Genomic DNA, 13663 nt, shown 5'->3' with positions numbered 1-13663 from the left:
CTTCGCTCGTGGTGCCGGAGGTCAGGCGTCGACGACGATGGCGTTGACGACGGGCTGACGGTTGTAGAAGCGGCGCATCCAGTTGGCCGTGGCCCGCTCGATGATGTCCTCGGGGTCCTGGCGGCGGCCGCCCTGACGGTTCGAGGCGGCGTCGCGCAGGGCCTTCTCGACGGCGGCGCCCGCCTTGTCGAGGTCCTCGTCGGAGCAGGAGAAGCCCTTGGTGAAGAACTCGGGCGCCTCGACGATGCTGCCGTTGTCCGGGTCGATGATCGCGAGGATCGTGACGACGCCCTCTTCGGCCAGGCGACGGCGCTCCACGAGGTCCTCCTCGGTGATGCCGCCCACGCTGTCGCCGTCGACGAAGACGAGGCCGGCGTCGACCTTGCCCGAGATGGCAGCGCGGCCGCGGGCGAGGTCCACGGTCACGCCGTCCTGGGCGATGACCACGTTGCGGGGATCGACGCCGGTGGCGACGGCGATCTCCGAGTTGGCGCGCAGGTGCCGCCACTCGCCGTGCACGGGCATGACGTTGCGGGGCTTCACGATGTTGTAGCAGTAGGCGAGCTCCCCGGCGCTGGCGTGACCGGAGACGTGGACCTTGGCGTTGCCCTTGTGGACGACGTTCGCGCCGATCTCGGTGAGCGCGTTGATGATGCCGTAGATCGCGTTCTCGTTGCCCGGGATGAGGGAGCTGGCCAGCAGCACCGTGTCACCCTCGGTGATGCGGATGGCGTGGTCGTTGTTGGCCATGCGCGAGAGGGCGGCCATCGGTTCGCCCTGGGAGCCCGTGCAGATGAGGACCACCTTGTGGTCGTCGCTGCGCTCGAGCTTCTTGAAGTCCACGAGCAGGCCCTGCGGGATGTTCAGGTAGCCCAGGTCAGCCGCGATGGTCATGTTGCGCACCATCGAGCGGCCCACGAAGGCCACCTTGCGGCGGTGGCGGTGGGCGGTGTCGATGATCTGCTGGATGCGGTGGATGTGGCTGGCGAAGCTGGAGACGATGATCCGGCGAGGCGCGGTGCGGAACACGGCGTCGATCGCGGGCCCGAGGTCCTTCTCCGAGGTGGTGAAGCCGGGGACGTCCGCGTTGGTGGAGTCGGTGAGGAACAGGTCCACGCCCTCTGCGCCGAGGCGGGCGAAGGATCCGAGGTCGGTGATGCGGCGGTCCAGCGGGAACTGGTCCATCTTGAAGTCCCCGGTGTGCAGCACCATGCCGGCCGCCGTGCGGATGGCGACGGCGAGGCTGTCCGGGATGGAGTGGTTCACGGCGACGAACTCGAGGTCGAAGCCGCCCATGGTGCGCCGCTCGCCCTCCTTGACCTGGATGGTCTTCGGGGTGATGCGGTGTTCCTTGAGCTTGGCCTCGATGAACGCCAGCGTCAGGCGGGACCCCACCAGGGGGATGTCGGCGCGTTCCCGGAGCAGGTACGGCACGCCGCCGATGTGGTCCTCGTGGCCGTGCGTGAGGACCACGCCGACCACGTCGTCGAGCCGGTCGCGGATGTAGGAGAAGTCCGGCAGGATCACGTTGATGCCGGGCTGGTGGTCCTCCGGGAACAGCACCCCGCAGTCCACGATGAGCAGCTTGCCGTCGAACTCGAAGACGGTCATGTTTCTGCCGATTTCACCGATACCTCCGAGAGCGACGATGCGCATGGCTCCCTTGGCCAGTTCCCGTGGTGCTTTCAGTGCGGCAGGTCTTTTATTCACAGATCAGTTTTCTCTCGTTGGTGAGGAACGGCGGGGGAGCGGCGTCGGACGAGCGTCGTCGAGGCCGGGTCACCCGGCGATTCCGTTCTGGTGGTCCCCTGCGTTCGGGGAAGATACTCCTCCTAGAGTACGTGGTCCGGCGCGCGGACGGGGGCCGCCCGGCCCACGGGAGCGCCGGAGGACGGCGGCCGGACGGTATTCTGGAGATTTGCGCCCATTTCCCGTGACCGTCCCGCCGAGGAGGACCAGCGTGGCCCCGACCCTGACCAGTCCTGCTCCGGCGGCCGCCGGAACCGCCCTCAGTGGTCGCGATCAGCGCCGGTTCCGCCCCGAGGTGCAGGGCCTGCGGGCCCTCGCCGTCGCGATGGTGGTGGTCTACCACGTCTGGCTCGGCCGGGTGTCCGGCGGCGTGGACGTCTTCCTGCTCGTCTCCGCCTTCCTGCTCACGGTCACCTTCACGCGGAGGCTCGAGGCGCACCAGCCCCTCGCGCTCGTGGCGTACTGGCTCAACCTGCTGAAACGACTGCTGCCCGCCGCCGTCGTCGTCCTGCTGTCCGTCCTCGCCGCGACGGCGCTCTTCGTGCCGAGCTCGCGGTGGCGCGCCGTGTTCGACCAGACGTGGGCTTCGCTGACGTACCGGCAGAACTGGGAGCTCGCGGGCAACGCCGTCGACTACTACGCCCTCGACCACAGCGCGGCGAGCCCCCTGCAGCACTTCTGGTCCCTGTCCATCCAGGGGCAGGTGTTCCTGCTGTGGCCGCTGCTGTTCGCCCTGGCCGGGGCGCTCGTCGCGCTCACGCGCCTGCGCCCGCGGCCCGTGCTGATCGTCCTGTTCGGTGCCCTCTTCGCGGCGTCGCTCGCGTTCTCCGTGTGGCAGACGGGGACGGACCAGGCCGCCGCCTACTTCGACACGCGCGCCAGGCTCTGGGAGTTCGCCCTCGGGTCCCTCGTGGCCCTCGTGCTGCCCTACCTCGCGCTCCCGCGGCGTGCGCGGGTGGTCCTCGGCTGGGCCGGCGTCGTCATGATGCTCGCGTGCGGGATCCTCCTGCAGGTGCAGCAGCAGTTCCCGGGGTTCGTGGCCCTGTGGCCCACGCTGGCCGCCGCCGCCGTGATCGTCGCGGGCCGCACGGACAGCCCCGCCGGGGTGGACCGCTGGCTGTCCTCGCGGCCGTTGCTGCGGCTCGGCGGGGCGTCCTACGCGCTGTACCTGTGGCACTGGCCCCTCCTCGTTCTCTGGCTCGTCGTCGCCGGCAAGCCGAACGCCGGGCTGCTCGACGGCGCCGTCATCATCGTCGCATCCCTCGTGCTGGCCGTGATCACCACGCGCTTCGTCGAGGACCCGGTGCGCTCGTGGTCCTGGCCGTCCGCCAAGCGCCGGCGCCTGGGCCTCGTCGCCGCGGTGGCCCTCGCCCTCGTGGCCGTCCCGCTGTCCGGCTGGGAGTACCGGGTGCAGGCGCAGGAGACGGCGGCCCAGCAGCAGACGCGGGCCGACAACCCGGGCGCCGAGGCGCTCCGGCCCGACTTCGAGTACCGCGGCGCCGAGGACGCGCTGGTCACGCCGCTCGCGAGCAGCCTCGGCGCGGAATGGGCGGCCGTGGACGGGCCGTGCTCGGAGGCCCTGATGCCCGCCGACCCGCTGCTGTCCTCGTGCGTCCAGACGGGGGACGAGGCGACGGCGGACCGGACCGTGCTGGTCCTCGGCGACTCCCACTCGCAGATGTGGATGACCGCGCTCGGCGCCATGGCCGCGACCAACGACTGGCTCGCCGTCTCCGTCCACCGCCCCAACTGCCGGTTCGTGGATGCGCCCGGGAGCGTGGACGCCGAATGCCAGGCGTTCAACGACGCCGTCCGCGCGTACGCCCTGGACCTCGACCCCGACGCCGTGCTCACCGTCGGCACGCGGACCGACTGGAGTTCTCCCGCGGAGGAGGTCCCGGCCGGCTTCGAGGCGGGCGTCACACCGCTCCTGGACGCGGGCATCCCCGTCGTCGCGCTCCGTGACACGCCGCGCTTCGAGGAGGACATGGCGGAGTGCACGGCCGTCCACGCCGCCGACCCCTCGGCCTGCGACGTCCCGGCGGCGGAGGTGCTCGCGCCGTCGTCGCCCCTGCTGCCCCTGGCGGAACGCCTGCCCGGCCTCGAGCACATCGACCTGACCGACGTCGTCTGCGCGGGTGCCACGTGCCCCGGGGTGGTGGGGAACGTCCGCGTGTACATGGACCGCGACCATCTCTCCAAGACGTACGTCGAGACGACCGTCCCCGTCTTCGAGCAACGTTTCAGGGCGGCCGTCGGCTGGTGACGTGGGCGCCGTCACCGGAATAGGGCCCTTCACCGATCCGTTCTAGACTGACAGGGCCTGTCGGCGCACCCCCAGCCGCCGCTCCAGAGCCCAGATCCCACCCCATCGGGCGACACCGAAAGAGGCGCAGCAGTGACCCAGCAGTCCGGCCAGAACGAGACCCACGACCCCTTCGGATTCATCGGCCTGACGTACGACGACGTGCTCCTGCTCCCCGGCCACACCGACGTCATCCCCTCGGAGGCGGATACGTCGTCGCGCATCTCCCGGCGTATCACGGTGAAGACGCCGCTGCTCTCCTCCGCGATGGACACCGTGACGGAGGCCCGGATGGCCATCGCCATGGCGCGCCAGGGCGGGCTCGGCGTCATCCACCGCAACCTGTCCATCTCGGACCAGGCGGACCAGGTGGACCGCGTGAAGCGCAGCGAGTCCGGCATGATCACCAAGCCGCTGACCATCGGCCCGGACGCCACGCTGCAGGAGCTCGACGAGCTCTGCGGGCACTACCGCGTCTCCGGCCTGCCCGTCGTCGACGAGGCCGGCCGCCTGCTGGGGATCGTCACCAACCGGGACACGCGCTTCGTCCTCGAGCGCGACTTCCCGCGCACGCTCGTCCGGGACGTCATGACGAAGATGCCCCTCGTGACCGGATCGGTGGGGATCAGCGGCGACGAGGCCATCAACCTCCTCGCGACGAACAAGATCGAGAAACTCCCGCTCGTCGACGACGAGGGGGTCCTGCGCGGGCTCATCACCGTGAAGGACTTCACGAAGGCGGAGCAGTACCCGCTGTCCACGAAGGACGACGACGGCCGGCTCCGCGTCGGCGCCGCCATCGGGTTCTTCGGCGACGGCTGGGAGCGCGCCATGGCCCTCGTCGACGCCGGTGTCGACGCCCTGTTCGTCGACACCGCCAACGGGCACAGCGCGGGCGTCCTCGAGATGATCGCGCGCCTGAAGGCGGAGAAGTCCCTGGCGCACGTGGACATCATCGGCGGGCAGGCCGCCACCCGCGAGGGTGCGCAGGCCCTGATCGACGCCGGTGCCGACGGCATCAAGGTGGGCGTGGGCCCGGGCTCCATCTGCACGACCCGCGTCGTCGCCGGCGTCGGCGTCCCGCAGGTCACGGCCATCTACGAATCGGCGAAGGCGGCGATCCCCGCCGGTGTGCCCGTGATCGCCGACGGCGGACTCCAGTACTCCGGTGACATCGGCAAGGCCATCGTGGCGGGCGCCGACACCGTGATGCTCGGCTCGCTCCTGGCCGGTTCCGCGGAGTCGCCCGGCGAACTCGTCTTCGTCAACGGCAAGCAGTTCAAGACGTACCGCGGCATGGGCTCGCTGGGCGCCATGCAGACGCGCGGCAAGAACACCTCCTACTCGAAGGACCGCTATTTCCAGGCGGACGTGGTCGGCGACGACAAGCTGATCCCGGAGGGCATCGAGGGTCGGGTGGCGTACCGCGGGCCGCTCGCGTCCGTGGCGTACCAGCTGGTCGGCGGGCTGCGCCAGACCATGTTCTACACCGGCGCCCGGACCATCCCCGAGCTGAAGGCCAAGGGCAAGTTCGTGCGCATCACGGCCGCCGGCCTGAAGGAATCCCACCCGCACGACATCCAGATGACGGTCGAGGCACCGAACTACGGCTCCAAGTAGGGCACCGCGCGTGGCCCTCCGGGCGGGAGGGTCCGCGTGAGCAGCCCGGCGCAGTCCCAGGCCGCCGCCCGTCGGAGGCTGCGGCTCGGCCCCTACGCCCGCGCCGTCGGGCAGGTCCTCGTGGTCAGTGCGAAGGCGTCGCCCGGCGCCGTCGCGATGAAGGTCGCCGGGTCCTTCATCTCCGCGGTCCTGCCGCTCGTCACCACCTACTACGCGTCGCTGACGACGACGGCGCTGGCCGCGGCCTACGCGGGGGACCCGGCCGCCGGGCGGTCCGCCGTCGTCTACGTGATCATCACCGCCGTCCTCGGCCTGCTGTGGGGCGCGTTCACGAGCGTCGACCGGTACATCCAGCAGGTGCTGAGCTTCCGGGTCGGCGCGATCGTGGGCGACCGCATGTACGAGCGGTTCCTCGCCCTGGAGTTCTGGCGGTACGACGACAAGGAGACGATCGACCTCTACGACCGCGCCCGCCGGTTCTCCGACTCCTACGCGCGCGTGCTCGACCGCATCGCCGCCATCTTCACGCAGCTGGTCTCGGTTGTCCTCGCGATCGGCGCGCTGCTCCTGGTCAGCTGGTGGGTCGCCCTGATCGTGCTGCTCGCGATCATCCCGAGCGTCTACCTGCAGTTCCGGCTGGCACGCGAGCAGATGGCGCACTGGAACACGCAGGTGGACTCCCGCCGCCAGAGGCGCATGATCGAGGCGAACCTCATGAAGCCGCAGCACATCGCCGAGATGCGCCTCTACGGCATCGTCCGGTACCTCATGGACCTGCGCTCCACCCTCAGGGACGCCGACGAGAAGCGGCGCCTGGACTTCCAGAAGCGCTACATCCCCAAGCAGCTCCTGGCGGACGCGCTGCAGTACGGCGCGGAGCTGCTCGCCCTCGTGTGGATCGTGGGGCAGATCATAGCGCGGGCGCAGCCGGTGGGCCAGTTCCTCTACGTGCAGCAGATCGTCAGCCGCGCCCTCAGCACGGCCAACAGCCTGGTGTCCTCGCTGAGTTCGATCGACGAGGACCTCGCGAACCTCAAGGACTACGAGCAGTTCATGGACTTCCCACTGTCCACCGCCGCGACAGGACGCCTGGCGGACGCGCCGTCCGCCGTCGAGCTCCGCGACATCCGTTTCACCTATGCCGGCGGGGACGCGGAGGTCCTCAAGGGCATCTCGATGACCTTCGAGCGGGGTACCCACGTGGCCATCGTGGGGGAGAACGGGGCGGGAAAGTCGACGCTGATCCGGGTCCTCGCGGGGCTGTACCGCCCCAGTCGGGGGGCGGTGCTGCTCGACGGCCGGGACCTGCGGGACATCCGCGTCGACGACTGGCACCGGCACCTGGCCGTCATGTCGCAGGACTTCCTGCGGTACGAGTTCGCGACGGCGGAGAACAACATCTACTTCGGCGACGTCCACCAGCCGCGCGACGACGCGAGGGTGCGCCGGGCTGCGCATGACGCCGAGGCGGTCGAGTTCGTCGAGAAGATGCCGAACGGCTTCGGGAACTACGTCAGCAACTGGATGGAGGACCCCCGCGGCCGGAAGGGCAGCGGGCTCTCGGGTGGCCAGTGGCAGCGGCTCGCCATGGCCCGGAACTTCTACCGGGACGCCCCGTTCATCGTCCTGGACGAGCCGACGTCGGCCATCGACGCGCTCGCGGAGCATCGGATCTTCACGCGCCTCTTCGCCGACCGCTCACGCACGATCATCGCGATCAGCCACCGGCTGGCGACCATCGAGAAGGCCGACGTCGTGTACATGCTGGAGGACGGGGAGGTCGTGGAGTCCGGGACGCACCGGGAACTCGTGGCGTTGCGGGGCCGGTACTTCAGGATGTTCGAGAGCCAGCTGCCGGGCGCCTGACCCGCGGGGCTGCACCCGATCGGGGTCCGTCCGACGCCTTCGTCGGGAGGGCCGCCGCGGCGGGTGCCCTGACCCGGTGCGGCGTTCCCCCGGGACGGTGCCGATGCACCGGGTCTGTCGCGGTGCGGCCTCGTTCGGTGCGGGCTCTGCGGCGCCGGTCGGGGTGCGGGCCGGAGCGCCCGACGGCGCCCGTCCCGGCCTCACCCGGAAATGTTCTGCGCCTCGGCCTGTTCGTGGTCGTCGTGCTCGTCCGGATCCTCCTCATGATCCAGCGACTTCTCCTGCAGGAACTGGCAGAGGGATGCCGCCACCAGGAGTTCCGCGGCAAGACCGTGCAGTTCCGCAGCGGTCAGTTCGGATTCCTCGCTGCGCGCGCCGAAGGAGATGGACCACCGGGGGTCTCCCACCGCGACGGGCTGCATGTAGATCTCGGTGCCGTCGTTCCTGAGCGGGACGATCACGAGCCCCGTGTCCGCGCCGCCCGCACCGTCCTGCACCACGACGGAGACGAGCGCGCCGCCCTCCCTGGTCGTCCGGAATTCGTCGACCCAGGTCTCGAGCGTCTTCTTGCTGCGGAACGGCATACTGGCGTCCTTCCTCGATGTCTTTCTCCCTGTCCAGAATAATGTGCCCGCGTATTTCCGCCCGACCGCGCGGACGGGTGGCCTCTGCAGCGGCGGACGTGTCGGTTGCCGGGGCCGCCGCGGCGGGTGCCCTGACCCGGTGCGGCGTTCCATCGGGAATGCACCGCTGCCCGGGTCTGCGGTGGAACGCCCCGGGTCTGCGGTGGAACGCCCGACGCCGACCGGCCCCGCCAGGGGACGCGACACCTGCCGGGAGGACGTGCTGGGCTAACCTAGAGCAGTGACTTACGAGATCGAGATCGGCCGAAGCAAGCGCGGACGCAGGGCATATTCGCTGGACGACGTGGCGGTGGTGCCCTCCCGCCGCACCCGCGATCCGCTCGACGTCTCCGTGAACTGGCAGATCGACGCCTACCAGTTCGAGATGCCGGTCGTCGCAGCCCCCATGGACTCGGTGATGTCGCCCGCCACCGCCATCGCGATGGGCCGGCTCGGCGGACTCGGCGTGCTCAACCTGGAGGGCCTCTGGACCCGCTACGAGGACCCGCAGCCGGTCCTCGACGAGATCGCTGCGCTGAGCAGCGAGAACTTCAGCCCGGCCGCCACCCGCCGCATGCAGGAGATCTACGACGCCCCGATCCAGGCCGAGCTCATCACGAGCCGCCTCGCCGAGATCCGCGAGGCCGGTGTGACGGTCGCGGGGTCGCTCACCCCGCAGCGCACCCAGCAGTTCTACAAGACCGTCCTCGCGGCCGGTGTGGACATCTTCGTCATCCGCGGCACCACGGTCTCCGCCGAGCACGTGTCCAAGAACGAGGAACCCCTCGACCTCAAGAAGTTCATCTACGAACTCGACGTCCCCGTGATCGTCGGCGGCGCCGCCGGCTACACCCCGGCGCTGCACCTGATGCGCACCGGCGCGGCCGGCGTGCTGGTGGGCTTCGGGGGTGGTGCGACGACGACGACGCGCCGCGCGCTCGGCATCCACTCGCCGCTCGCCTCCGCCATCGCCGACGTCGCCGGCGCGCGCCGCGACTACCTGGACGAGTCCGGGGGGCGCTACGTCCACGTCATCGCCGACGGCGGCATGGGCGCCAGCGGCGACATCGTCAAGGCCATCGCCATGGGCGCCGACGCCGTCATGCTCGGCTCCGCGCTCGCCCGCGCCGAGGAGGCACCCGGCCAAGGATGGCACTGGGGTCAGGAGGCGCACCACCCGGAACTGCCGCGCGGCGACAGGGTCAACATCGGCACCGTCGGGCCGCTGCAGGAAGTGCTCTGGGGTCCCTCGCACCACACGGACGGCACCTCCAACCTGATCGGTGCGCTGCGACGGGCGATGGCCACCACCGGGTACTCGGACCTCAAGGAATTCCAGCGGGTGGAAGTCGTCCTCTCGCCGTACGTCTCGGTCGACTGAACACCGAAAGGCACCCCGTGAGCGAGAAGCCGCTCGATCTGCACGACGCCGATCTCACCACCCCGGATCTCGTGATCCTGGAGATGGAGGCGGCCTCCAAGGAGGAGGCCGCGGCCCAGCTCGCAGGCCGGCTGTACGAGGCGGGCCGGATCTCGGACCTCCAGGCCTTCCTCGATCAGGTCAATTCCCGCGAGCACCAGATGGCGACGGGTCTGCCCGGCGGCGTCGGCCTGCCGCACGCCCGCAGCGAATACGTCAACCAGACCTCCATCGCCGTCGGGGTGACGCGCTTCGGGCACAGCCTCGACTTCGGCGCCGTGGACGGGCCGGCCACCCTCGTGCTCCTCATGGCCACGCCCGCGCAGTCCTTCTCGGAGCACCTCGAGGTCCTCGCGACGATCGCCCGCAGCCTCTTCAAGGAGAACTTCCGCGAGTCGCTGCGCCGCGCGCACGACGCCGAGGTGATCGCCGAACTGATCAACTCCTCCCTGGTGTTCTTCGACCACTAGCGTCCGACGGCCGGCCCCCGAGGATCACTGGCCCCGAGGTCACCGGCGCCGAGGACCGCCGTCGGCCGGGCCGGCTATTCGCTCCGCCACGAGTGCCACAGGGACGCGTACGCGCCGTCGAGCGCGAGCAGCTCCTCGTGCGAGCCGAGCTCGGCGATCCGCCCGTCCTCGACGACGGCGACGCGGTCGGCGTCGTGCGCGGTGTGCAGCCGGTGCGCGATGGCGACCACGGTCCGTCCCTCGAGCACCGCGTTGAGCGACCGCTCGAGGTCCCGTGCGGCCTGCGGATCGATCAGGGACGTCGCCTCGTCCAGCACCAGGGTGTGCGGGTCGGCGAGGACCAGCCGCGCCAGCGCGAGCTCCTGCGCCCGCGCCGGGGTCAGCTCGTACGCGCCCGAGCCGACCTCCGTGTCCATGCCCTCGGGCAGCTGCTTCACCCAGTCGAGCGCCCCGACGCTGCGCAGGGCGTCCTCGATCTCGCCGTCGCGCGCGTCCGCCCGTCCGAGACGCACGTTGTCGGAGACGGAGCCGACGAACACGTGGTGCTCCTGCGTCACGAGGGCCACCTCGCGGCGCAGGTCGTCGAGCGGCCGGTCCACGAGCGGTACGCCGCCCACCGTCACGGAGCCCGACGTCGGCGGGTGGATCCCGGCGATCAGGCGCCCCAGCGTCGACTTGCCCGCTCCCGAGGGCCCGACGACGGCGAGGCGCTCGCCCCGCACGAGCGTGAGATCCACCCCGTGCAGCACGTTGTGCCCGGGACGGTACGCGTACGTGGCGGCCGCGACGGTGATGTCGTCGTTCGCCGGTTCCGCCGTCGTCGCCTCCCGGTCCGGCGCGACACCCTTGATGCCCACGATCCGGGCCAGCGACGCGGCGCCCACCTGAATCTCGTCGGTCCACATGATGAGCAGGTCCACCGGGTCGATCAGCCGCACCGCGAACAGGGCCACGGCGGCCACGGCGCCCGGGGTGACCAGGCCCTCACCGGCGAGCCACCCGCCCCACAGGAGGACGGCGGCGGCGGGCAGCCAGAACGCGATGTCCGCCGCGGGGAACAGGACGGAGCGCAGCCAGAGCGTGTAGCGCTCCGCCCGGTAGCTCGCGCCGAGGGCGTCGTCGAGGTCCGCGCGGCGCAGCCCCCCGAGACCGAGCGCGTCCACGGTGCGGGCGCCCTCGATGGTCTCGGTGATGGTCCCGTTCACGACGGCGTAGGTCTCGCGTTCGCGCATGTACCCGCCGGCGCTCCGCCGGAGATACCAGCGCGTGACGGGCCAGAGCAGCGGCAGTCCCACGAGGAGGGCCAGGGACAGCACGGGGGAGGTGACGACGGCGGCGCCGAGCGTCAGGACGATGGTCACCACCGAGACGACGACCTGCGGCACGCCGAAACGCACCGTGTGGGACACGGCGTCGATGTCGTTGGTGGTGCGGGCCACGAGGTCGCCGGTGCCCGCCTTCTCCACGGTGGAGAGGGGCAGCGCCGTGACGTCCGCCATGAAGTCCTCGCGCAGCTCCGCGAACACGCGCTCGCCGAACACCATGCCGGAGCGGACGGCGTACCGGCGCAGCACGGACTGCACCGCGAGGAACGCGAGCATCCCGAGGGACACGGTCGCCACGAACCCGGGCGTCGTGCCCGCGGCGACGGCGTCGATGAGCACCCCGAGCAGCAGGGGGCCGGCGAGCCCCGCGACGGCCGAGCCGACGTACAGGGCGATCACCGCCCCGAGACCGCGCCGATGGTGGCGGATGAGGCGTGCTGCTTCGTCGCGGACCGTCCTCGGCGCGGCGACGGGAAGCGTGGTCGTGCTACTCACTGCGGATCACCACATCTCGATAGGCGGGGGTGCTGGTCATGAGGTCCTGATGCCTGCCCTGCGCGGCGACGCGGCCGTTCTCGAGGAAGACCACGCGGTCCACGGCCCGCAGCAGGAGCGGACTCGCGGTGACCACGACCGTCGTCCTGCCGTCCCGGCGGCGCACCCCGGCCAGCCGGGCGCTGATGCGCTGCTCGGTGTGGGCGTCGACGGCGCTCGTCGGCTCCACCAGGACGAGGTTCTCCGCCCCGGTCAGGTACGCCCGGGCCAGGACGAGCCGCTGCCGCTGGCCGCCCGAGAAGCCCCGGCCCCGCTCGGTCACGGCGTGGTCCAGGCCGCCGTTAAGGCCCTCCAGGATGTCGAGGGCGCTGGCGGCGTCGAGGGCCGCGAGGATCGCGTCGTCGTCGTGCCTGCCGTGCGGGTCGAGCTGCCTGCGCAGCGGCCCGCTGAAGAGCTGCGGGCTCGCCTCGCTGACCACGATGCGCTCGCGGATGGCAGCGAGCGGCACCTGCAGCAGGTCGGCGGTGCCCCACCGGACGCCCGCCTCCTCGAGGACGGCGTCCTCGAAGCGGCCGAGGCGCGTGACGGCATCCGTCGCCTCCGCCGGGTCCTTCGAGACGACGGCGGTCAGCAGGCCGGGCTCGACGACGATGCCCGAGCGCTCGTCGACGAGGGCGGAGCCCGACGGCGGGGCCGGGACGGGCGCCGTGCTGTCGGTGACCCTCGCATCGACCGCGAGCACGGCCAGGATCTTGCGGGCACCCACGTGTGCGCGGATGAAGCGCGCCACGGAATCGGCCGCCGCCCTGATGGGGGTCATGAGGAAGATCGAGAAGCCGTACAGCGCCACGAGCTCGCCGGGCGTGATGTCTCCGGCGAGGACCAGGGACGCACCGACCCACGTGAAGACCACGCTGAAGCCTCCCGCGATGAAGACCTGCGACGCCTCGAGGTCGGCGAGGGAATGCGCCACCCGGATCCCCGAGTCGCGGGTCTCCGCGGACCGCGTCCGGTACCGGTCCACGAAGATGTGCTCGCCGCCGATGCCGCGCAGCACGCGCAGCCCGGCCACGGTGTCCGCGCCGACCGCCGTCATCCTCCCCGCGGCCTCGCGCTGCTCGCGCTGCCGCGCCTGCAGGGGGCGCACCACGAACAGGAGCAGCCCGCAGCACACGGGGACGCCCGCGAGCACCGCGACGCCGAGCACGGGCGAGGTCTGCCAGATGAGGACCGTCACCACGAGCCACGCCGCAGCCGCACCGGCGAGGCGCGTCAGGACCTCGTAGACCTCGCCGAGGCGGAAGGCGTCGGAGGCCGCCGTCGAGACGACCTCCCCGGTGGACAGTGCCGAGGGCAGGGCGTCGCCGGTCCGGCTGATCGTGTGGCCCACCAGGCGGACGGAACGGAAGGCGGCCTGCATCCAGTTGCTGACCCCCGCACGGTGCGTCGCGGTGTCGGAGACCGCCTGGACCACCATGAGGCCGAGCAGGACTCCGGCCCACCGGAGCAGGGCCGGGTAGTCCGCGCCGATCACGCCGTCGTCGATGGCCCGGCCGAGCACGAAGGGCATGACGGCCTGCGACGCCATCCAGATGGTGCCGAGGAGGATCCCGGCGGCCAGCGTCGCCTTCTGGCGGCCCGCGAGCCACAGCAGGTAGCGCGCGGGCGAGCGCAGATCCGGGGGGCCGGTCAGGGGATAGGGGTAGGAGCGCACGAGGACCAAGCGTAGACCGTTTCCCGGCCAAGTGATAGAGCTTTCCCAATCGGTTTTGCCGCCCCCGTCCGACGGC

The 13663-nt window shown here is 71.1% G+C and carries 9 protein-coding genes; 5 read left to right on the top strand and 4 right to left on the bottom strand.

Annotation, left to right across the window (positions count from 1 at the left end):
- Window positions 1-21: 21 nt before the first annotated feature.
- Window positions 22-1656: a ribonuclease J gene (locus ACSGDB_RS04520; protein ID WP_434993194.1), complete on the bottom strand. Its 1635-nt coding sequence runs from the start codon at window positions 1654-1656 to the stop codon at window positions 22-24.
- A 304-nt stretch (window positions 1657-1960) separates the two neighbouring features.
- On the opposite strand from ACSGDB_RS04520, the gene ACSGDB_RS04515 reads away from it, so the two are divergent.
- The 3 genes from ACSGDB_RS04515 to ACSGDB_RS04505 all read left to right on the top strand — a co-directional run bounded on the left by ACSGDB_RS04515 (window position 1961) and on the right by ACSGDB_RS04505 (window position 7540).
- A complete protein-coding gene (locus ACSGDB_RS04515; RefSeq protein WP_434993191.1) occupies window positions 1961-4015 on the top strand; it encodes an acyltransferase family protein in 2055 nt (684 codons plus the stop codon).
- Between the two features lie 132 nt (window positions 4016-4147).
- Window positions 4148-5674: an IMP dehydrogenase gene (gene guaB / locus ACSGDB_RS04510; protein ID WP_434993188.1), complete on the top strand. Its 1527-nt coding sequence runs from the start codon at window positions 4148-4150 to the stop codon at window positions 5672-5674.
- A 36-nt stretch (window positions 5675-5710) separates the two neighbouring features.
- On the top strand, window positions 5711-7540 hold the full coding sequence (locus ACSGDB_RS04505; RefSeq protein ID WP_434993187.1) for an ABC transporter ATP-binding protein: 1830 nt from the start codon (window positions 5711-5713) through the stop codon (window positions 7538-7540).
- 200 nt (window positions 7541-7740) lie between these two features.
- On the opposite strand, the gene ACSGDB_RS04500 is transcribed toward ACSGDB_RS04505, so the two are convergent.
- Entirely contained in the window at window positions 7741-8124 is a 384-nt protein-coding gene (locus ACSGDB_RS04500) for a hypothetical protein (protein ID WP_434993185.1), read from the bottom strand.
- 280 nt (window positions 8125-8404) lie between these two features.
- Between ACSGDB_RS04500 and ACSGDB_RS04495 the strand changes: the two genes are divergently transcribed.
- Window positions 8405-9544, top strand: coding sequence for a GuaB3 family IMP dehydrogenase-related protein (locus tag ACSGDB_RS04495; protein WP_434993183.1), 1140 nt, complete (start codon window positions 8405-8407; stop codon window positions 9542-9544).
- A gap of 17 nt (window positions 9545-9561) precedes the next feature.
- The gene (locus ACSGDB_RS04490) at window positions 9562-10053 is read left to right on the top strand and encodes a PTS sugar transporter subunit IIA (protein ID WP_104120197.1); all 492 of its coding nucleotides are present in this window, start codon (window positions 9562-9564) and stop codon (window positions 10051-10053) included.
- 74 nt (window positions 10054-10127) lie between these two features.
- Here ACSGDB_RS04490 and ACSGDB_RS04485 read toward each other — a convergent pair whose 3' ends face one another.
- Together ACSGDB_RS04485 and ACSGDB_RS04480 are read right to left on the bottom strand one after the other, a co-directional pair.
- On the bottom strand, window positions 10128-11873 hold the full coding sequence (locus ACSGDB_RS04485) for an ABC transporter ATP-binding protein (RefSeq protein ID WP_434993181.1): 1746 nt from the start codon (window positions 11871-11873) through the stop codon (window positions 10128-10130).
- Window positions 11866-13587 (bottom strand): ABC transporter transmembrane domain-containing protein, encoded by a 1722-nt coding sequence (locus ACSGDB_RS04480; protein WP_434993556.1) that lies wholly within the window; start codon window positions 13585-13587, stop codon window positions 11866-11868. Before ACSGDB_RS04480 ends, ACSGDB_RS04485 begins: the two co-directional genes overlap by 8 nt.
- Between the last annotated feature and the right edge of the window lie 76 nt (window positions 13588-13663).

Source organism: Arthrobacter sp. Ld5 (assembly GCF_051172775.1).
In the GTDB taxonomy this organism is placed as follows: domain Bacteria; phylum Actinomycetota; class Actinomycetes; order Actinomycetales; family Micrococcaceae; genus Arthrobacter_D.
The sequence above is the reverse complement of the archived record's forward strand: the minus strand, read 5'-3'. Positions and strand labels throughout refer to the sequence as shown.

Bases quoted from the DNA above. Each gene is read 5' to 3' on its own strand.
- ACSGDB_RS04500 (WP_434993185.1), bottom strand. From the start codon at position 8,124: ATGCCGTTCCGCAGCAAGAAGACGCTCGAGACCTGGGTCGACGAATTC.
- ACSGDB_RS04520 (WP_434993194.1), bottom strand. From the start codon at position 1,656: ATGCGCATCGTCGCTCTCGGAGGTATCGGTGAAATCGGCAGAAACATG.